Origin of the sequence: Janthinobacterium aestuarii, assembly GCF_046113285.1 — a bacterium.
In the GTDB taxonomy this organism is placed as follows: Bacteria; Pseudomonadota; Gammaproteobacteria; order Burkholderiales; family Burkholderiaceae_D; genus Janthinobacterium.
Genome location: NZ_CP142524.1, coordinates 2,791,864 through 2,809,127, shown reverse-complemented (window position 1 = coordinate 2,809,127; position 17,264 = coordinate 2,791,864). Strand labels below are relative to the sequence as shown.

Genomic DNA, 17,264 nt, shown 5'->3' with positions numbered 1-17,264 from the left:
GTGATCAGGGTTCTCATTCTGGTACCAGTGACCAAATAAGTCAATGGTCACAAATTAGTGCAAAACTATGGCGACAGGCTGCGCAGCACCAGGCTGGACAGTTGCAGCACCGCCGTTTCGCTGCTGTCGACGCTGTGCTGCAGCAGCAAGGGATTGACGTAGGGGCGCATCACCAGATAGATCGCGCTGGCCGTTTCGTCGAGCGGCGTCTTGCGTTCAAAGTCGCCCGTCTTGCGTCCCTGTTGCAAGATATCCTGCAGCAAGGCGCCCATCGCCAGCTCGTAGGCCTGCACGGCAGGCCAGCGCCCGGTGGCGGCCGAGGCGGCGATGTCGTACAGCTTGCGGTCCTGGAAAAACAGCCGCAAGCTGGCCTCGACGCTGGTCCGGAACATGCGCCGCAGCTGCTCCGGCGGCTGGCCGGCCGCCGCCACCGCGTTTCTCACCTCGGTTTCGATCTGGCGCAGGCAGCTGGCGCAGATATGCTCGCCGATGGCTTGCTTGGACTCGAAGAATTTATAGATATAGGCCTTGGAAAAGCCGATCGCCCTGGCCAGGTCGGAGACCGTCGTCTTTTCATAGCCGTAGCGGCTGAAGTAATCGGTGGCGGCGGCAACGATCTGGTCGCGCACGTCGTGGCCGGCCGGGCCGCGCGCAGGGCTTGGTGTGTCGGGTGTGGTGGAATTCATGGCGACAGCTTAACGCGCCGCGAGGGAATGCACAATAAGTGACCAATATGTATTATAGTCACACATTATTTCTTTTTTGAACTGGAAGACCACCATGCCACTGCCACGCCTGCGCCTCCCCTTTCTGCTGATCGCCGCCGGCCTGGCCGCCACCGGCTGACTGCTGGCCTGGACTACCGCCGGCCCGAAGCGCCGCTAGCGGCGCAGTATCTGCACCAGGCGGCGCTCGGCGCGCGCCAGGACGCGGACGCTGCCGAACTGCGGCAGTGGTGGACAGCGTTCGGCGATCCGCGCCTGACCCGTCTGGTAACGGTGGCGCTGGCGCAAAACCTCGACCTTGAGCAGGCGCAGGCCAGGGTCAGGCAGGCGCGCGCCGCCACCGGGGCGGCAGACGCCGCGCTGCTGCCGTCGGCCAGCATTGGCGGTCAGGCGGCGCGCGCCTACCAGTCGGTGCAAACGCCGCTGGGCAAGGTCTTGAACGCCACGCCAGGCCATGACCGCGCCGGCAGCGCGCGGGAATTGAACCTGCAGGCGTCGTGGGAACTCGACCTGTTCGGCGGCCTGCGCCGCGAACGTGAAGCGGCGCGCGCCGATTACGAGGCCAGCGAGGCTGGATGGGCCGCAACGCGCCTGGCCGTGGCGGCGCAAACGGCGGACCTTTACCTGTCCATCCAGGGCCTGCAGGCGCGGCTCGACCTCGCACGCCGGCAGGTCGACACCGACGCGGCGCTGCTGGAACTCGCCACGCTGCTATACGACAAGGGATTGGCGAACGAGCCGGCCCTGCGGCAGGCCGAAGCATCGCTGGCGCAGACGCGCGCCGCCGTGCCCGGCCTGGACACGGCGCGCGAGGTGGCGCTGCATGCGCTCGACGTGATGCTGGGCGCGGCACCCGGCACCTACGGCGATGAAATGGCCGCCGCCGGCGTGATGGCGCGCGCGCCGCGTATCACGGCCGGCGGCTCGCCAGGCGAACTGCTGCGGCGCCGGCCCGACCTGATCGCCGCCGAGCGGCGCCTGGCCGCCGCCAGCGCGCGCACCGGCGCGGCCGTTGCCGAGTACTACCCGAAATTCAATTTTGGCGCCTTGTTTGGCAGCGCCACGGCCGGCGGCACCCTGTTCGGCAGCGGCTCAGGCCAGGCCGCCGGCATGCTGGGCCTGCGCTGGCGCCTGTTCGATTTCGGCCGCATCGATGCGCAGATCGAGGCTTCGCGTGGCCAGGAAGCCGAGCTGCTGGCGGCCTACCGGCTCGCCGCGCTGCATGCTGCCGAAGACGTGGAAAACGCCTGTTCGGCTCTGCTGCGCCATGAAGAACAGGCCACTCTACAGGCGCATGGCGTAGAGGCGCTTGAGCGCGCCCGCGCCGCTTCGCTGGCAGCCTACGAGAAAGGCGTCACCAGCCGGCTTGATGTACTGCAGGCCGATACGAGGCTGCTGCGTGCAAGGGACGCGAGCGCGCAGGCGCAAACGGCGTCGGCGCGCGCGGCAGTCGCCGCCTACCGGGCGCTGGGCGGCGGCTGGCAGGCGCCGCAGGCCGGGGCCGAGGCGGTCACTGCCAGGTCAATGTGATGGCGGCCCGAGCCACAGCCGCCGTGCCCTCGGTGTTCCACCGCCGTTTGATGCGGGTGGTGGAACAGTAGGAAATCCGCGCCCGCCCGGATGTGCGCAGCATCGAAATCTGCTACAAGCCCGGTAATACCAACGCGAAACAGTTCTATGCCAGCATGGGTTTCGTGGAAAAAGGCATGGATGCGGATGGCAATGACATGCTGGCAGTGATCGAACTAAGCTAGCTGCCTGACGTCGCGCCCGCATCGGCCCTGGCATCGAACGCCAGCCGCGCCGCATCGATGGCGTCGCGGTGGCCGTAGGCCCAGGCGCCCAGCGCGCTGATGGGAATCAATAGCGAACGCCCCAGGTCCGTCAGCGCATAGTCGACGCGCGGCGGCACGGTGGGAAACACGGTGCGCGTGACGAGACCGTCGCGCTCCAGGCCGCGCAGGGTCAAAGTCAGCATGCGCTGCGAAATGCCGCCGATCAGGCGGCGCATCTCGTTGAAGCGCTTGGTGCCATTGCCCAGCAACATCACCACCATCACGCTCCATTTGTCGCCCACGCGGGTCAGGATATCCGTGATCGGGCGGCACGAGTCCGCCACGCCCGCATGGCCACCGTGGTCGCGCATGCGCTTTTCCAGCTCGGCCCCGCGCGCGGCCACCTCGCCCATGGTCACATCCGTGTGCCCCAGTGTGGAAAAAGTGCCTTCTTGTGCGTTCATTTGATAGTCACTATATTTAACCCGGTTACAAAAACATACCACCCGATCATACCATCCAAGAAGGCAACCATGAACATCCTGCATATCGATTCCAGCGTCCTCGGCGAGCACTCCGTCAGCCGCCAACTGAGCGCCGCCATCGCCGCCCGCCTGCAAGCGGCCGCGCCCGGCGCCACCGTCCACTACCGCGACCTGGCCGCCCAGCCCCTGCCGCAATTTACGGCCGCACCCAACGACGCGGAAGGCGCCGCGCTGGCTGGCGCGCTGGAACAGGTGCTGGCCGCCGACGTCATCGTCATCGGCGCGCCCATGTACAACTTCGCCATCCCCAGCCAGCTCAAATCGTGGCTCGACGCGCTGGCCGTGCCCGGCAAGACCTTCCAGTACGGCGCCAATGGCCCGGAAGGCTTGCTGGGAGCCAAGCGCGTGATCATCGCCTCGACGCGCGGCGGCTACTACGGCGCCGACACGCCGATGGCCGCCCTGGAACACCAGGAAAGCCATCTGCGCGCCTTCCTCGGCTTCCTCGGCATCACGCAGCTCGAGATCGTGCGCGCCGAAGGCGTCAAGGTCAGCGACGCGGCCAGGATGCAGGCCATGACGGCGGCCTTCGAGCAGATCGGCGCGCTGCAGGCGGCGTAGGTTCAGCTTGATTCTCTGGCTGCGGCGGAAACTGTTTCGGCGCAGCCAGACTGGGCATGGCGGACAAGGAAGGGCAAGATGCGCTAAGCTGCATCCGCCCCACCACTTTACAAGGACCACCATGACCCTGACCGTCGTCGCCACCATCGATGCCCAACCTCAACATATCGACGCCGTGCGCGCCGCCCTGGAAGCCGTCGTGCCGCCGAGCCGCGCGGAAAGCGGCTGCCTGCGCTACGAACTGCACCTCGACAACAAGATTCCCACGCGCTTCATCATGCTGGAAGAATGGACGAACAACGCGGCCCTGACGGCGCACTACGCGATGCCCCACTTCCATGCACTCGTGGCCGCCACCGAGGGCAAGGTCGTCAAGATCGACGTGGCGGAATTGAGCAAGCTGAAGTAACAAGCGGCGCGCGGCGCAAGCGCGCGGCCATCTTGGCAAGTTGCCATCTATAATATGGCAACTTTTCTTTATGACCATCATGACTCCATTTTCCTGCCTACGCGGCGCCTCAGCGGCTGCCGCCTTGACTCTCTGCGCCGGCGCCTCCGCGCAAGCTCCCCTACCCCTGACCAAGCTGGTGGGCGAATACAATCTGCTCTCGTCGAAGACCGTGCCGCCCAGTAACTGGGGCTATTCCAAGGGACGCATCTCGGTCAAGCAACTCGATGAGCATCACCTGCTGATCGTCCTGTCCTGCGAGTGGAAACGCGAGCCGAAGGCCGTCTGCGGCGATTATTTCTACGCCCAGCAGCGCGACGATGGCCTGTACCTGCAGGACATGAACACGTTTGCCATGCGCCTGTACTTCGATCCCGCCACGCGCAAGCTCACCATCATTTCGCGCGGCGCCGACGCCAAGCAAAGCGTGCGCCACGAAGTGTTCGGCACGACGACCGAACCGCTGGTCGATACCGCCCTCGTGCGGCGCATGAAGCGCGAGCAATCGAATGCCGACAGCAAGGAAAACCGGCGCGTGTTCGGCCCCTACACCAAGTGGACCTACCAGGAAAACCGCATCGAATTCCAGCGCCAGGACTTGACGGCGCCGTGATGCAACGGCTGAGCCAGCCCCTGCGGCGCCAACTGCTGCGCGTCGCCGGCGTCCTGCTGTGCTCGCCCTTGCTCGCGCGCGCGGCCGACAACGAGCTGCCCCGCGCCGTACGCCAGCGCATCCTGGCCACCCTGGACTACCCGCTGCCCAAGGTGCTCAATGTGCACCATCTGGCCCTGATACGGCGTTTCAGCATCGGCTGGTCGCCCGTGGAAAGCGGCGGCGCACGCCATGCAAGCAGGAATCTGTTCCAGCGATGACCCGGCACAGCAGCTTATTCCCGTGCTGTCAATCCGATTCGGCGCCTGTCTCGCTCAACCTCGACGGGGGATGATGGGCAGGCCCTTTTTCGAGTCCGATCATTTTGGGCGGCGATGGATCTTTTCTGCGCTCGCAGACCAATACGCGCAATGCGACAGATAGCGGCACGCCATTTGTATGCAGGTATTTTGCTGCCACGGCAGTGCCAAGCATTTCCTGAAAAATAATCGCCACATCAATTTTTTGTGCTGTCAATGCATCGATCCGCCTGGGATGATCCGGCTCCACCTGCACGGGGCCGCCGATGTAATTTTTAGTCACCATGTCAATTCATGTCAAGTAGGGGGACAAGCACCGCATGCTCCCGCTTCGGGCTACCGCAATTCGGCAGGCCGCCTTTATTGATACTCTTCCGGTCTCTTGCGTATCTCCGCCCTTACTCTGTGCATACGGCTTCGCACTGATCCCATTCGGTATGCCATCTTTATCGCAATTTCGCCATCGCCCATACCTTCATTCTCACGCAACAATAATGCCTTTCCCAGGGAAGGCAGGAAATGGGCGATAAAAAGAACAATGTTCATTCCAGTTTCCATTGCACCGAAAATCTCTTCTTCATGAAAAATATTCAACGCATCAATTGCACAATCTACGCCACCAATTAAACCATCAGAACCTGATTTAATTCTGCCGGCATTACAATAATGGGCTTTATAGCATTCACGGCCATTAACAATCTGAACCATACCATCAATATATTTCTCACGATGAATATATTGGCGCGGAAAATATCGTATGCGGATACGCCATCTGCTTTACGGCACCTCAAATATCTCTTCGGCACCCGCACAAAAAATTTTCCAAAAATAACTTTCATTTCCCATGAGCATGCATCACTCACCGAAGCCAGAGTTGAGCCATATCCTAACAGCAAGAGTACCTCCTCAAATTAATACACAGAAAACATTGATTTATATCAATATAAGAAATACAAGATAATAAATATTGCAAAACATATAAACATATACCCATCGAGAAACAATTAACCTGAAACTGTTTCTGCGATGTGCAAAAATAACGCCGCTCCATAGTTGAGCTTTAATTTATTAAAAATAATAAATATTTCTTTCGGGAAAATTTTTATAATGCCGTCTTCTTTGTTACATTCGCCTTCGTGCGCGATGGAAATTTTTTATGTAGTAATATTTAAAAAAATTTCAAAGCATTTTGGGTGAGCATTTCCAATGACAAAAAAGACAAGCACTTCATACGTCATCGAGTTTACGCAACGAACGACGCGAGTGTTGAGGTCGCTCAATGTGAAGTCTGGAAGAGTGAAGATTGATATCAAAGATACGGCGATGCCGTTCGACACGCGAATAGTCGATGCCTGGGTCAGCATCGAAGACGGAGTCCTGTGGCTGGAGCATGAAACGGGAGAAGACTATACGGTGAGAATCAGGCTTGCCACAGTGCTGCGCTGGTCACGTCAACCAAAATGGTAGGCAGCCTGCCGCCACCGCTCGGCAGTTTTTCGGGCCTTGCCCGCTACCGTTTCCCATAACATGAGGAAATCCTGAGTCCCGGCTCCATCGTCCGGTTGGACATCCACCGTGGGAAACAGACCACATTGCCCTGCGTTACAAGGAATCGAGCCTGGCCAGCATCGTGGCCGCCTGCTGCCGGAAAGCGGCGACTGTTTCCTCGTCCATTTTTTCCAGCTGGCGATACGCCATGCCGATGCGGGGATTGTGCTCCAGCGTGGCCGCGTTGCGGTGGAAAAAATCCCAGTACAGGGCATTGAAGGGGCAGGCGCGCTCGCCGATGCGCGCCTTCTTGTCGTAATGGCATCCCTTGCAATAATCGCCCATGCGGTCGATATACGCAGCGCTGGAGACATATGGCTTCGTGGCCAGCAGGCCGCCGTCGGCGAACTGGCTCATGCCGACGGTATTGGGCAGTTCCACCCATTCGAAGGCATCGATGTAGATGCCCAGGTACCAGCCATGCACTTCGGCGGGATCGAGGCCGGCGAGCAGCGCGAAGTTGCCGATTACCATCAGGCGCTGGATGTGGTGCGAGTGCGCCTGTTCCAGCGACTGCGTGATCGCCTGCGACAAACAATGCATCTTCGTCTTGCCGTCCCAGAACCAGGAGGGCAGCGGGCGCGCATGGCCAAAGAAATTCTTTTCCGCATAACCGGGCATCTGCGCCCAGTAGACGCCGCGCACATATTCGCGCCAGCCCAGTATCTGGCGGATGAAGCCCTCGACCGCGGCCAGGGGAGCATGGCCGGCGTGATAGGCGGCCTGCGCCCTGTCGACGACTTCGCGCGGGTTCAGCATTTTCACGTTCAGCGCGAACGACAGCAGGGAGTGGAACAAGCGCCAGGCCTTGCTGCTCATGGCATCCTGGAAATCGCCAAAATGCGGCAAGGCCCGCTCGATGAAGGCATCGAGCTGCTGCAGCGCCTCATCCCGGTTTAGCGCCCACGCCAGCCGGTCCGCATGGGGCGCGCCGAAGCTTTTCACGCCGGCGGCGACGATGCTTTCCCATAGACGGGTATGGTCATGCACGGTGCGCGGGTCTTGCGGCTCGGCGGGCGTGCCGCGCCAGGGCTTGCGGTTATCGTGATCGAAATTCCACTGGCCGCCGACGGGTTTTTTCGCGTCTTCCATCAACACCTGATGCGTGCCGCGCATCTGGCGGTAGAAAAACTCCATCAGCCATTGCTTGCGCCCGGCGAAAATATCGGCCGCCTCGTTGCGGGCCGTATAGAAATGCTCGCTGTCGACCATCAACCACGGGATGGCCGAGCGTCGCCCGGCCTCATACAGCTGCTGGTCGAGGCGCCACTCGTCGGGCGCCTGGTACTCGACGGCGCCGGCGTCATAGTGGCGAATCAGCGCTTCGATATTCTCCGGTATCGAGCGCCTGCTTTCCGCGTCGCCGATGGCGATGTAATGCACGGCGTGGCCATCCTCGCGCAGCTGGCGCGCAAAGTCGCGCATGGCAGCGAAGATCGCCAGGATTTTCTGCGCGTGATGCAGCACATAATCGGTTTCTTGCCGCACTTCCATCAAGACGTAGATGGTGGCGTCGTCGACGTCGGTAAACCAGCGGTGCTGCGTATTGAGCTGGTCACCAAGGATCAGGCGCAAGGTGGGCTTCGCTGTCATTATTGTCCTGTATCAAATAACATCGTGGCCGCTAGCCTTGCGGCATTGGCTGCGGCGCCGGGACGGGCGCGGGAGCCGGTTCCGGCACCGCCTTGCCATGCGCTTCCTGCCCGCCCTCTTCCGCCGGCACGGCCAGCGGCGCGGGCGGCGCGCCTTCCTGCAGCAGATCGCCCGGCTCTTCCACCGGTTCATCCTGCGGCTCCTCGACCGGTTCCACGTGGCGCAGCGGCGGCGGTGGCTTGCCACCAGGGAAGATGGCGTCGCGCGCGATTTTGCCCGTGTCGAGCGCCGTCTTGAAGAAGTCGCCCACCACCAGCACGGCGTTGTGGCCACCCTGGCCCCAGTAATTGCTGCGCATGGTGACGCGCGCGTCGTTGAAACCGACCCAGGCGCCGCCGACGAGTTGCGGGTGCATCAGGATGAACCAGCCGTCCGCATTGTTTTGCGTGGTGCCGCTCTTGCCGGCCACGTCGGAGCGGATGCCGAAGCGGCTGCGGATGGCCGTGCCCGTGCCCCGGTCGATGACGCCGCGCATCATGTCCGTCAGGGTGGCGGCCGATTCGGCCTGCATGGCGCGCTTGGGCTTGTCTTCGCCGAAGCGGGCGATGACCTTGCCTTCGCGGTCCGTGATGTGCGTGACGACGAACGGCAGACGGGCTTCGCCCTGGGCCGCGATGCTGGCGTAGGCGTTGACCATTTCCAATAAGGTGACGGGACTGGTACCCAGCGCCAGCGACGGCACTTTTTCCAGCTTGCTGTCGCGGATACCCAGCGCGCGCGCCAGCTTGATGATGGGCGGCAAGCCCACGTCCTGCATCACTTGCGCCGTGATGGTGTTTTTCGAGTAGACGAGGCCGTCGCGCATGGTCATGTCGCGGCCCGTCGTGCCGCTCATGTCCGTCGGGCGCCATTTGGTGCCGTCGGCCGCCTTGATGTCCATCACGGCATCGCGGTAGACGTGCTCAGGGCTTAAGCCCTTTTCCAGCGCCGCGCCATACACGATGGGTTTGAAGGTGGAACCGGGCTGGCGCGCCGCCTGCGACACGTGGTCGAACTGTTCGCGCGCAAAGTCTCGGCTGCCCACCCAGGCGCGCACGGCGCCCGTGGCCGGGTCCATGGCCGCAAAGCCCGCTTCCAGCCGCGTCTTCGACTTGCGCAGGGCCGCCATGAAGGCGCGGTCGCCCTTCAGCTGCGCCAGCGCCGCTTCGGGCGTGCCGCCGGCCGCCGTCAGCTTGCGGTAGTCGCCCGACTCGCGCACGAAGGCGTCCAGCAGCGCCGGATGCGATTTCCAGAAATAATCGAAGGGCACGCTGCCGCCCTGCATGCCCGCGTACATGCCCGTCGACGTGGACGACGGCACGCCGGCGCGGCTCCATTCCACGTCGGCGATCGCCTGCAAGGCATTCGCCTGGCGCTCGACGGCGCGTTCGGCCGCCTGCTGCAAATCATGGTCGAGCGTGGTGTGCACCACCAGCGCATCGAGTTCCAGGTTGTAGTCGTTCTCGTCGGCCCAGTCGATCAGCCACTTGCGCACATAGGCCGTGAAATGGCTGTCCGACTGCGCCCGCTCGCTCTGGCGCTCGAAATGCAGGCGCAATGGTCGCTTGATCAGCTGCTTGTAGCGCGCCTCGTCGATGACGTCGTGCTTGCGCATCTGGCCCAGCACCACGTTGCGCCGCTGCAGGGAGCGTTCGGGATTGCCGACGGGATTGTAGTAATTCGTCCCCTTGAGCATGCCGACAAGGGTGGCGCTTTCCAGGATGTCGAGGCGCGCGGCGGGTTTGTCGAAATAGGTGCGGGCCGCCATTTCGATGCCGTAGGTGTTGTACAGGAAGGGAACCGTGTTCAGGTAGGCTTCCAGGATTTCCGTCTTGCTGTAGGTGGCCTCGATTTTCAGGGCCGTGATCAATTCCTTGAGCTTGCGGTTCAGGTTGCGCGAGCGGCCGATTTCCTCGGGAAACATATTGCGCGCCAGCTGCTGCGTGATGGTGGAACCGCCTTGCGGGTTGCCCCCTGCCGTATGCAGAATGGCGCCGGCCGTGCGCGTGAAGTCGATGCCGTGGTGTTCGTAGAAACGGTGGTCTTCCGTCGAGATCAGCGCACTGATCACGTTCGGCGAAATCTGCTTTAACGTGACCCGCTCCTGCAAGCCCTGGTCGAAGCGGGCAAGTTCCTTGCCATCGGCGCTGACCATGGTGGTCGGCGCGGCCGCGCGCGCCTGGCGCAAGTCGTGGATGCTCGGTGTCAGGGGGATCAGCAACAGCATGTACAGGATCACCAGCGCCAGCAGGGCCAGAAACGACCATAAGGCCAGCACCAGCGCACGCCGCACGGGCGGCAAGGTCATCAGGTGCGCGTGGCCGCGCCGGTACAGCGCCACTGCCTTGATCCACGCCACTCCCGCCACGCGCACTGCCTGCGCGCGCGCCCGTATGAACGCCTGCCGTGCTTTTTCCTGAAACTGCTCCATGCCTGATGCCATGCTTGTAACCTTGTCTGATGCCGGGGAATCCGTTTCAGCAAGTATATAGGGCGGGCAACAAAGCGGGCCGGAATTTACGCCAGGCAAGCATCGAGGCGCGCCAAGGTGACGCCGACATACGCGCCCACGCAGCGCCCGTCATGCGTCGTAAACGGGTTTTCCAGCTGTAGCAGGCCGCAATCGCAGACGACGGGATCGACCTGGGTCACGATGCCGAGCGCCAGGTAGCGCCAGCCATCGAGGCGCACCAGGCGCTTTTCCCGGCCAGGATTGGCGCGGAAGATGGCGTCCCAGTCATCGATTTCGCTGGCCATGGGCCACAGTTCGAGCTGGACTTGCGTGCCGGCGGCCAGTTGCCCGCCGCCGAACTCGTCCATCACGTGCAGGCGCTGGCCGCCCACCTCGATGACGGCTTCCAGGTACTCGCCCTCGGTAGCGATGAAGGTGGCGGCGACGATGCTGGCCGTCACTTCTGCGCCTGCTCCAGCAGGGCCGGCAATTCCTTCAGCATGGCCTCGCGCGTGCGCAAGCCTGCGGACTGCTGGCCCTTCTGCTCATCCTGCACCAGGCGCGCGAACACGATGCTGCGCCCGCCCTTGCTGGCCCATCCCACGAACCAGCCGTAGCCATGCGCTTCGTCGAAGCTGCCGTCAGGTTTGCGCGGGAAGGCGGCGCCCGTCTTGCCATGCACTTGCCAGCCGCCCACGTCCGCCAGGCGCGTCAGGCGTCGCGTCTGCTCCATGGCCTGCTTGGTGACGGGCAATTGATCGTTGACCAGTTTGCGCAGGAAACCCAGCTGTTCCAGCGGAGAGATCTTCAGCGAAGAGCTGATCCACGAGCGTTCCAGGCTGTTATCCTTGCCCGGGTCGCCCGAGACGTCCGCATTGCCGTAGCGCAAAGCCTTGGCGTATTTCTGGAAGCGCTCGGCGCCCAGCGCCTGCGTGATCTGCTGCGAATACCAGACCACCGAGTACTGCATCCAGCGCGACGGGTCCGTATCCTGGCGCCACGCTTCGCCACCCCAGTCCACATAGCCCTGGCGGAATGGCAGGCTGGGCTTGTGCTCGTCCTTGAGGAAGCCGGCGTCATAGCCCATCAGGCTGAGCGCGATCTTGAACGTGGACGCGGGGGTAACGCGGTCGATGCAATTGCCCTCCTGCAGCAGGACGGCGCCTGTCCTGGCGTCGGCCATGGCGGTGCAGATGGTGGCGGAATGGGCTTGCGAGCCGGCCAGGACGGCGCCTGTCAGGCCGAGGATAAACTGGAACAATGCGCGATATTTCATGGGACTCCGGGGCTGAGGGAGAATGACAAAGCGAAATTGTACCGGGCGGCGCGGCGCGATGCCAGCGCTGATGCAGTGCATGCGCATTAGCGCCCCGCCGGCGCGCCCGGCTGGCGTTCCCGCTTCAAGTGTTCCTCTTCCAGCTCGTCCATGCCCAGCTTCTCCTCGTCGATCAGCGCATGCTCGCGCCGCTCGCGCTCCAGTTCCTCTTCCAGGCTGTCTTCGCCCGGCTCCTGCGTGATGTTCTCCGGCATGCGGTCTTCCTCCACGGTGGTTGAGTGAAAAGTTCAGGCAAGCTGGCCCGCCTGTGCCACGGCATCGTGCGGATGCAGGCTTTCCATATGCCGTACGGTAACACGCGCCTGCGCATGATGCGGCGCCAGCGCCGCCTGCACGCGGCGGGCCGCGTCTTCCACATACATCAGATTAGCACCATTCAGGCGCGCAAACGCCTGTTCGTCCGCCCGCTTCACGGCCGTCTGCAAGGGTGTCGCCAGCGCCGCTTCCACCCAGTCGATCAGGGGAAACAAGTCCAGCTCCGCCTGCTGCGTCAATGGCACGGTCACCGTCGCCGTGCTGCGCTGGCTGTGCGGCGTGGCCAGGCTCGCGTGTTCCTGCAGCCAGTCGCTGGCGGCTGCGCCGTCGATGCCGCCTTTGCCGAACTGCGCCGCAAAGGCCTCGGCCAGCAATTGCCGCGCCAGCGCCGCCGAACAGGGACAGGTCGACGAGTAGCCGATCTCCACCGTCAGGGACAGGGCAAAACCCTGCGGAGAAATACTGGCCTGCAGCCGCACGGGATACGATTTCCATCCCGCCAGCCCCGCCGTCAGCAGCGCCGGCTGGCGCCGCAGCACGGGAAACGCCAGCGCGATGCGCGCCTGCGTGCTGCCGCAGTCGGCGTGACTGTCCACCATGCGCCGCAGCACGGCGGCCAGGGCGCCCGCATCGAGCGGCTGCGCGGCGGCAAACGCGTCGAGCAGCAGATACAGGCGCGACATATGGATGCCCTTCACACGCGGATCGGGCAGATCGACGTGCACGTCGGCCCAGGCATGCACTTGCTGCGCCTGCCCGCCCTCTTCCAGCCACAGCGGCAAGGCGATGCCCTGCATGCCGACCCATTCCAATGGCAAGGGGTGACCAAGATGGGGGCCGGCCGCCACGTCGGGCAGGGGCGAAGAAAGGGAATCGCGCTTCATGATCAAGGCTCCATATGCAAATAAGTTGCATATCATGGAGAAAAAGCGCCGTATTTGCAAGTATCCTGCATTAATGCGGCGAATGATTTATCTTGACTCGCTAACACATGTCAGATAATGTTGACACATGACAGATACAAATACACCCCGCCCCACCGGCGACCGCTTGCTGGCCATGCTGGCGGCGCTCGACAATCCGCACCGGCTGCGCATCATCGCGGCGCTGGCCAGCGGCGGGCGCAACTACATCAGCCAGCTGGCGCGCGACCTGGGCATCAGCCGGCCCTTGCTGCATTTGCACCTGCAAAAGCTGGAACACGCGGGACTCGTCACCAGCCAGCTGGAACTGTCGCATGACGGCAAGGCCCTTAATTACTTCGAGGCCAGCCCATTTGAATTGCTGCTGACGCCCGCCAGCATCGCCGCCGCGGCGTCCTCGCTCACTCCCAATGCCGATTAATCCTGAACTGTAGAGGTCATCATGTCTGAAAATATCTTTTTCGCCGCCTTCTTCTTCCCCTGCACGGCCGCCGTCATCATCTTCGCCTTCAAATATACGTCCGGTATCGTGCAGGCGCGCGCCCGGCTGGCGCAGGACGGCGCCTACCAGGAACTGGCCAGGTCCATGGCCGCCGCGCAGGCGGAAACGGCAGCGTCGCTGGCCGTATTGAACGCCTCCGTGGCGCAGATCCAGGCGCGCCTGGGCAGCCTGGAGACCATCCTCAAGGAAGTCGAGTAAACCCTGACGCTGCCAACCCACAAGCAGGAGAGCACCATGAATACCGTATCGACCGCCCGTCTGTATGCGCTGCGCGCCATGTATCTGCTGGTTGTCCTGGGGCTGGGCAGCGTGCTGTGGCCCGGCGTCGTCACGCCGCACGCGCCGTGGGAACTGGCGCGGGGCACCGTCAACTGCATGCTGGCCGCGTTTTCGCTGCTATGTCTGCTGGGCTTGCGCTATCCGCTGCAGATGCTGCCCCTGCTGCTGTGGGAGGCGCTGTGGAAGACCATCTGGCTGCTGCTCGTGCCGCTGCCGCAATGGCTGAACGGCCAGATCGATCCCGCCACCGCGGCAACCGCGTTTGAATGCGCGTTCGTGGTGCTGGTCTACCTGGCCATTCCGTGGCGCCATGTGCATGCGCATTACATCGTCAAGCCGGCCACGCCGTGGCGCCAGCTCAGGCAGCCTTGCGAAACGTCAAATTGATGCGCTGCGCGCCCAGCACCGCGTGCTCGCCCTCCTTCAGCGGCGCCACGCCGTGGAAGCGCAGGCGGTCGGCGCCGCCCCACACCACCACGTCGCCATGCAGCAGCGCGATGCGGGCCGCCTTGTCGCTGCGCTCGGCGCCGCCGAACAAAAAGGTGGCGGGCAAACCGAGCGAGACGGAAACGATGGGCGCGTTGAAATCGCATTCGTCGCGGTCCTGGTGCAGGGCCATGCGCGCGCCGGGCGCATAGCGGTTGACCAGGCAGGCGTCGGGCGTGAAGCCCGGATAGCCGGCCGCCAGCGCCGCTTGCTGCGCCAGGCGCAGGAACACGGGCGGCATGGGCGGCCAGGGTACACCGCTGGCGGGATCGAGCCGCGCATAGCGGTAGCCGCGCCCATCCGTGACCCAGCCCAGGGGGCCGCAATTGCTCATGGCCACGGACATGCGCAAACCGCCCGGCGTGGCCATGTGGCGCAGGGGCGCGGCCAGCACGATGGCGTCCAGCGCCGGCAGCAGCTCGGGCAGATACGGCAGCGCAAAACGGCGCAGCAGGACAGACGCGGACGAGCCGTGCACCAGCGGCACCGGTCCGGCCGGGACGTCGTCTTCATCGGCAAACAGGGACAGGTTCATGCCGCCTATTTTAGCCGCATTACACAAAAAGCCCCCACGGTGCGCTACAGTAGCGCTTCCAGCCACTACCACCCGCCTCCACGATGGATCATTACGCCGATTTGCTGCACACCCTGGCGCAGCAGGAAGAATCCCTGCAATTCGAACGCTTCGACAACGATGCGGCGCTGGCTGTGGGCCTGTGGATCGTCGAGGAAGTGCGCAAGCGGGGCAAGGCCGTCACCGTCAACATCACGCGCAACGGCCAGGTCCTGTTCCACCACGCCATGACGGGCGCCACGGCGGACCAGGCGGACTGGATACGCCGCAAAAACAACACGGTGCAGCGCTTTTGCCGCAGCTCCTACTACATGGGCATCTCGTATAAAAGCCGCGGCAGCACCTTCGAAGACGTGAAGTACCTCGACGACGTCGAGTACGCGGGCCACGGCGGCGCCTTTCCCCTGCTGATACGCGGCGTGGGACTGGTCGGCACGGTCACCGTGTCCGGCCTGGCGCAGGCGGACGATCACGCGCTGGTGGTGGCGGCCCTGCAGGCACAGCTGGACAAATAGTCAGGCGTCCAGCGCCCGGCGCAGGGCGGCGCGCGCCAGCAAGCGCGTGGAATCGAGCGCCGACGCCAGCATCAGTTCGGCCACGCCGGCCAGGTCGCCTGCATTCAGGCAAGCCACATAGCGCGCCAGCGGCGGCGTATGCAGCGTCACTTCCGGATGTTCATACGCTCCCAGCGCATGCGCGCCCTCTTCGCAAATCGTGCGGTAGCACAGGGCCGCGCCTTCGGCCGAGCAGCCGACGATGCCGATATGTTTGCTCATGATCTTCCTCCTGGATTAAATACGCTGGCCGCCGTCGATGGGAATTTCCGCGCCCGTGATGTACGAGGCGCGCTCGCTGCACAGGAACTCCACCAGATCCGCCACTTCGGCCGTCGTGCCCAGGCGGCGCAGGGGGATTTGCGTGTCGACGATGTGCGAGGTGCCCGGCGACAGAATCGCCGTGTCGATCTCGCCCGGCGCGATGGCATTCACGCGCACGTTCAGCGGCGCCATGTCGTTGGCCATCTCACGCGTCAGCGACGCCAGCGCCGCCTTCGAGCTGGCGTAGGCGGAGCCGGCGAACGGGTGCACGCGGTAGCCGGCGATCGAGCACAGATTCACGACGGCGCCGTGCGCGTTCGACAATTCCTGCGCAAAACCGCGCGTCAGGGCCAGCGGCGCAAAGAAATTCGTGTTGTACATTTCCTGCCACGTCTGCATGTCGGTCGTCAGCGAATTGACGCGCGAGCCGCCCGCCCCCTTCGGCGACACGCCCGCGTTGTTCACCAGCGCGTGCAATTTGGCGTCGCCCAGCATGGGGCGCAGGGTGTCGACCATCTGCCCGATCTGGCTCAGGTCCGACAGATCCATGCACACATGCGTGTTGTGCTCCTGGCTGCGCGGGCAGCCGCCCGGAATCGGGCTGCGCGAGACGGTGATCACGCGCCAGCCCAGGCTGCGGAAGCGCTCGGCCACGGCGTGGCCGATGCCGCGGCTGGCGCCCGTGACGATGGCCGTTTTCTGTTCAATCTTCTGTTCAGTCTGGTACGTGTTCTGCGTCATGTGCTTCCTTGTCTAGTTGTGTTGCGCCGGCGTGGATGCGCTCCTGGCGCATCACATACGCCAGCATCTGCGTGCCGCCGTCGAGAATGTCCTGTTCGATGGCGCGCCGCGCAGCCGCCCCGTCGCGCTGGCGCAGCGCGGCGATGATGGCGTGGTGGTGGCCGACGCGCATGTCGGGCGAAAAGCTGGCGTAGCCGGCGGCGATCAGGGGCGCCGTCTGCATCCACAGGTGGTCGACGAAGCGTTTTAACGTCGGCATGCCGGCCGCCTGCGCCAGGCCCAGGTGAAACGCCTGGTTGCATTGCAGGGCCGCCGGCAAGTCGTGCCGCGCAATCGCCTCTTCGTTCGCCTGCAGCAGGCGTTCGAGGTCGGCCAGGGTGGCGGCGTCGATGCGCTGCGCCGCCTCGAATGCGCCCAGCCCTTCCAGTTCCAGCCGCAGCGCGCGGATTTCCAGGTAGCGCGCCACGCTGAGCACGGGCACGCGGAAATCGCGCGGCGAGCGCAGCACCAGCGCCTCTTCCTGCACCAGCTGCAGCATGGCGTCGCGCACGGGCGTGACGCTGGTGCCGAGCTGCAGCGCCAGCTCGCGGATGCGCAGCCGCTCATTCGGCTGGTAGCGTCCTGCCGCCAGCGCCTCGCGCAGCATCGCGTACACGGACTTGCCCAGGTTGACGTGTTGCAGACTGTCCAATTGGTGCTTCATGCGTATTTTTGATCTTTTGAAATTATGATGCATCATACATCAATGTGAA

23 protein-coding genes and 2 pseudogenes are annotated in these 17,264 nt (G+C 63.6%); 11 read left to right on the top strand and 14 right to left on the bottom strand.

All coding sequences use genetic code 11. The annotated features are described in order from the left end of the window. Positions 1 to 65: 65 nt before the first annotated feature. The gene (locus OX462_RS12605; protein WP_070218495.1) at positions 66 to 686 is read right to left on the bottom strand and encodes a TetR/AcrR family transcriptional regulator; all 621 of its coding nucleotides are present in this window, start codon (positions 684 to 686) and stop codon (positions 66 to 68) included. A 94-nt stretch (positions 687 to 780) separates the two neighbouring features. Between OX462_RS12605 and OX462_RS12600 the strand changes: the two are divergent. Together OX462_RS12600 and OX462_RS12595 are read left to right on the top strand one after the other, a co-directional pair. Continuing rightward, positions 781 to 2,255: pseudogene (locus OX462_RS12600) on the top strand (efflux transporter outer membrane subunit). Between the two features lie 92 nt (positions 2,256 to 2,347). Then, complete coding sequence (locus OX462_RS12595) at positions 2,348 to 2,479, top strand: hypothetical protein (protein WP_409028570.1); 132 nt, start codon at positions 2,348 to 2,350, stop codon at positions 2,477 to 2,479. On the opposite strand, the gene OX462_RS12590 is transcribed toward OX462_RS12595, so the two are convergent. After that, positions 2,476 to 2,871: a winged helix-turn-helix transcriptional regulator gene (locus OX462_RS12590; protein ID WP_070218572.1), complete on the bottom strand. Its 396-nt coding sequence runs from the start codon at positions 2,869 to 2,871 to the stop codon at positions 2,476 to 2,478. The two genes, OX462_RS12595 and OX462_RS12590, sit on opposite strands and share 4 nt — an antisense overlap. A gap of 162 nt (positions 2,872 to 3,033) precedes the next feature. Between OX462_RS12590 and OX462_RS12585 the strand changes: the two genes are divergently transcribed. From OX462_RS12585 to OX462_RS12570, 4 genes are all read left to right on the top strand, one after another. Continuing rightward, complete coding sequence (locus tag OX462_RS12585) at positions 3,034 to 3,606, top strand: FMN-dependent NADH-azoreductase (RefSeq protein WP_409028569.1); 573 nt, start codon at positions 3,034 to 3,036, stop codon at positions 3,604 to 3,606. A 121-nt stretch (positions 3,607 to 3,727) separates the two neighbouring features. Continuing rightward, positions 3,728 to 4,015, top strand: coding sequence for a putative quinol monooxygenase (locus OX462_RS12580; protein ID WP_121669654.1), 288 nt, complete (start codon positions 3,728 to 3,730; stop codon positions 4,013 to 4,015). A gap of 79 nt (positions 4,016 to 4,094) precedes the next feature. Then, positions 4,095 to 4,667 (top strand): hypothetical protein, encoded by a 573-nt coding sequence (locus OX462_RS12575; protein WP_409028568.1) that lies wholly within the window; start codon positions 4,095 to 4,097, stop codon positions 4,665 to 4,667. After that, a complete protein-coding gene (locus tag OX462_RS12570) occupies positions 4,664 to 4,927 on the top strand; it encodes a hypothetical protein (RefSeq protein ID WP_409028567.1) in 264 nt (87 codons plus the stop codon). The genes OX462_RS12575 and OX462_RS12570 overlap by 4 nt, the downstream gene beginning before the upstream one ends. A gap of 28 nt (positions 4,928 to 4,955) precedes the next feature. On the opposite strand, the gene OX462_RS12565 is transcribed toward OX462_RS12570, so the two are convergent. Further along, positions 4,956 to 5,252 carry a hypothetical protein gene (locus OX462_RS12565; RefSeq protein ID WP_070218501.1) on the bottom strand — a complete coding sequence of 99 codons (297 nt, stop codon included), beginning with the start codon at positions 5,250 to 5,252 and terminating at the stop codon, positions 4,956 to 4,958. A 74-nt stretch (positions 5,253 to 5,326) separates the two neighbouring features. Beyond that, positions 5,327 to 5,674 (bottom strand): hypothetical protein, encoded by a 348-nt coding sequence (locus tag OX462_RS12560; protein ID WP_409028566.1) that lies wholly within the window; start codon positions 5,672 to 5,674, stop codon positions 5,327 to 5,329. A gap of 498 nt (positions 5,675 to 6,172) precedes the next feature. Here OX462_RS12560 and OX462_RS12555 point away from each other — a divergent pair, with 498 nt between their 5' ends. Next, positions 6,173 to 6,433: a hypothetical protein gene (locus OX462_RS12555; protein ID WP_070312467.1), complete on the top strand. Its 261-nt coding sequence runs from the start codon at positions 6,173 to 6,175 to the stop codon at positions 6,431 to 6,433. 135 nt (positions 6,434 to 6,568) lie between these two features. Here OX462_RS12555 and OX462_RS12550 read toward each other — a convergent pair whose 3' ends face one another. From OX462_RS12550 to folE2, 6 genes are all read right to left on the bottom strand, one after another. Beyond that, entirely contained in the window at positions 6,569 to 8,107 is a 1,539-nt protein-coding gene (locus tag OX462_RS12550; protein WP_409028565.1) for a cryptochrome/photolyase family protein, read from the bottom strand. A gap of 31 nt (positions 8,108 to 8,138) precedes the next feature. Beyond that, positions 8,139 to 10,589: a penicillin-binding protein 1A gene (locus OX462_RS12545; protein ID WP_409028564.1), complete on the bottom strand. Its 2,451-nt coding sequence runs from the start codon at positions 10,587 to 10,589 to the stop codon at positions 8,139 to 8,141. A 74-nt stretch (positions 10,590 to 10,663) separates the two neighbouring features. Next, positions 10,664 to 11,059: a hypothetical protein gene (locus OX462_RS12540; protein ID WP_083287869.1), complete on the bottom strand. Its 396-nt coding sequence runs from the start codon at positions 11,057 to 11,059 to the stop codon at positions 10,664 to 10,666. Further along, positions 11,056 to 11,874, bottom strand: coding sequence for a class D beta-lactamase (gene blaOXA, locus OX462_RS12535; protein ID WP_070312470.1), 819 nt, complete (start codon positions 11,872 to 11,874; stop codon positions 11,056 to 11,058). Before blaOXA ends, OX462_RS12540 begins: the two co-directional genes overlap by 4 nt. A gap of 86 nt (positions 11,875 to 11,960) precedes the next feature. Continuing rightward, entirely contained in the window at positions 11,961 to 12,128 is a 168-nt protein-coding gene (locus OX462_RS12530) for a hypothetical protein (protein ID WP_175445233.1), read from the bottom strand. A gap of 33 nt (positions 12,129 to 12,161) precedes the next feature. Next, positions 12,162 to 13,073, bottom strand: coding sequence for a GTP cyclohydrolase FolE2 (folE2, locus tag OX462_RS12525; RefSeq protein WP_409028563.1), 912 nt, complete (start codon positions 13,071 to 13,073; stop codon positions 12,162 to 12,164). Between the two features lie 127 nt (positions 13,074 to 13,200). Between folE2 and OX462_RS12520 the strand changes: the two genes are divergently transcribed. From OX462_RS12520 to OX462_RS12510, 3 genes are read left to right on the top strand one after another with little or no spacing between them, the layout of a single operon-like run. Beyond that, on the top strand, positions 13,201 to 13,533 hold the full coding sequence (locus OX462_RS12520) for an ArsR/SmtB family transcription factor (protein WP_070312472.1): 333 nt from the start codon (positions 13,201 to 13,203) through the stop codon (positions 13,531 to 13,533). A gap of 21 nt (positions 13,534 to 13,554) precedes the next feature. Next, complete coding sequence (locus OX462_RS12515; protein ID WP_070291483.1) at positions 13,555 to 13,812, top strand: hypothetical protein; 258 nt, start codon at positions 13,555 to 13,557, stop codon at positions 13,810 to 13,812. 36 nt (positions 13,813 to 13,848) lie between these two features. Continuing rightward, positions 13,849 to 14,280, top strand: coding sequence for a hypothetical protein (locus OX462_RS12510; protein ID WP_180279018.1), 432 nt, complete (start codon positions 13,849 to 13,851; stop codon positions 14,278 to 14,280). Here the strand turns inward: OX462_RS12510 and alkB are convergent. Next, positions 14,252 to 14,914, bottom strand: coding sequence for a DNA oxidative demethylase AlkB (gene alkB / locus OX462_RS12505; protein ID WP_409028562.1), 663 nt, complete (start codon positions 14,912 to 14,914; stop codon positions 14,252 to 14,254). The genes OX462_RS12510 and alkB overlap by 29 nt on opposite strands. An 83-nt stretch (positions 14,915 to 14,997) precedes the next feature. On the opposite strand from alkB, the gene OX462_RS12500 reads away from it, so the two are divergent. Further along, positions 14,998 to 15,468: a heme-degrading domain-containing protein gene (locus OX462_RS12500; protein ID WP_409028561.1), complete on the top strand. Its 471-nt coding sequence runs from the start codon at positions 14,998 to 15,000 to the stop codon at positions 15,466 to 15,468. Between the two features lie 57 nt (positions 15,469 to 15,525). On the opposite strand, the pseudogene OX462_RS12495 reads toward OX462_RS12500, so the two are convergent. The 3 genes and pseudogenes from OX462_RS12495 to OX462_RS12485 form a co-directional block, all read right to left on the bottom strand. Continuing rightward, a pseudogene (locus tag OX462_RS12495) lies at positions 15,526 to 15,729 on the bottom strand (aspartate racemase); the annotation flags it as partial. Between the two features lie 15 nt (positions 15,730 to 15,744). Then, positions 15,745 to 16,512 (bottom strand): SDR family NAD(P)-dependent oxidoreductase, encoded by a 768-nt coding sequence (locus OX462_RS12490; RefSeq protein WP_409028560.1) that lies wholly within the window; start codon positions 16,510 to 16,512, stop codon positions 15,745 to 15,747. Then, entirely contained in the window at positions 16,487 to 17,215 is a 729-nt protein-coding gene (locus tag OX462_RS12485) for a GntR family transcriptional regulator (RefSeq protein WP_409028559.1), read from the bottom strand. The genes OX462_RS12490 and OX462_RS12485 overlap by 26 nt, the downstream gene beginning before the upstream one ends. Positions 17,216 to 17,264: the final 49 nt, after the last annotated feature.

Excerpts from the sequence above, each read along its gene's own strand:
- blaOXA (WP_070312470.1), bottom strand. The coding sequence starts at position 11,874 with ATGAAATATCGCGCATTGTTCCAGTTTATCCTCGGCCTGACAGGCGCC.
- OX462_RS12500 (WP_409028561.1), top strand. The coding sequence starts at position 14,998 with ATGGATCATTACGCCGATTTGCTGCACACCCTGGCGCAGCAGGAAGAA.
- OX462_RS12585 (WP_409028569.1), top strand. The coding sequence starts at position 3,034 with ATGAACATCCTGCATATCGATTCCAGCGTCCTCGGCGAGCACTCCGTC.
- OX462_RS12510 (WP_180279018.1), top strand. The coding sequence starts at position 13,849 with ATGAATACCGTATCGACCGCCCGTCTGTATGCGCTGCGCGCCATGTAT.
- OX462_RS12515 (WP_070291483.1), top strand. The coding sequence starts at position 13,555 with ATGTCTGAAAATATCTTTTTCGCCGCCTTCTTCTTCCCCTGCACGGCC.
- OX462_RS12485 (WP_409028559.1), bottom strand. The coding sequence starts at position 17,215 with ATGAAGCACCAATTGGACAGTCTGCAACACGTCAACCTGGGCAAGTCC.
- OX462_RS12530 (WP_175445233.1), bottom strand. The coding sequence starts at position 12,128 with ATGCCGGAGAACATCACGCAGGAGCCGGGCGAAGACAGCCTGGAAGAG.
- OX462_RS12555 (WP_070312467.1), top strand. The coding sequence starts at position 6,173 with ATGACAAAAAAGACAAGCACTTCATACGTCATCGAGTTTACGCAACGA.
- OX462_RS12550 (WP_409028565.1), bottom strand. The coding sequence starts at position 8,107 with ATGACAGCGAAGCCCACCTTGCGCCTGATCCTTGGTGACCAGCTCAAT.
- OX462_RS12590 (WP_070218572.1), bottom strand. The coding sequence starts at position 2,871 with ATGCGCGACCACGGTGGCCATGCGGGCGTGGCGGACTCGTGCCGCCCG.
- OX462_RS12565 (WP_070218501.1), bottom strand. The coding sequence starts at position 5,252 with ATGGTGACTAAAAATTACATCGGCGGCCCCGTGCAGGTGGAGCCGGAT.
- OX462_RS12580 (WP_121669654.1), top strand. The coding sequence starts at position 3,728 with ATGACCCTGACCGTCGTCGCCACCATCGATGCCCAACCTCAACATATC.
- OX462_RS12545 (WP_409028564.1), bottom strand. The coding sequence starts at position 10,589 with ATGGCATCAGGCATGGAGCAGTTTCAGGAAAAAGCACGGCAGGCGTTC.
- OX462_RS12490 (WP_409028560.1), bottom strand. The coding sequence starts at position 16,512 with ATGACGCAGAACACGTACCAGACTGAACAGAAGATTGAACAGAAAACG.
- folE2 (WP_409028563.1), bottom strand. The coding sequence starts at position 13,073 with ATGAAGCGCGATTCCCTTTCTTCGCCCCTGCCCGACGTGGCGGCCGGC.
- alkB (WP_409028562.1), bottom strand. The coding sequence starts at position 14,914 with ATGAACCTGTCCCTGTTTGCCGATGAAGACGACGTCCCGGCCGGACCG.
- OX462_RS12520 (WP_070312472.1), top strand. The coding sequence starts at position 13,201 with ATGACAGATACAAATACACCCCGCCCCACCGGCGACCGCTTGCTGGCC.
- OX462_RS12575 (WP_409028568.1), top strand. The coding sequence starts at position 4,095 with ATGACTCCATTTTCCTGCCTACGCGGCGCCTCAGCGGCTGCCGCCTTG.
- OX462_RS12605 (WP_070218495.1), bottom strand. The coding sequence starts at position 686 with ATGAATTCCACCACACCCGACACACCAAGCCCTGCGCGCGGCCCGGCC.
- OX462_RS12560 (WP_409028566.1), bottom strand. The coding sequence starts at position 5,674 with ATGGTTCAGATTGTTAATGGCCGTGAATGCTATAAAGCCCATTATTGT.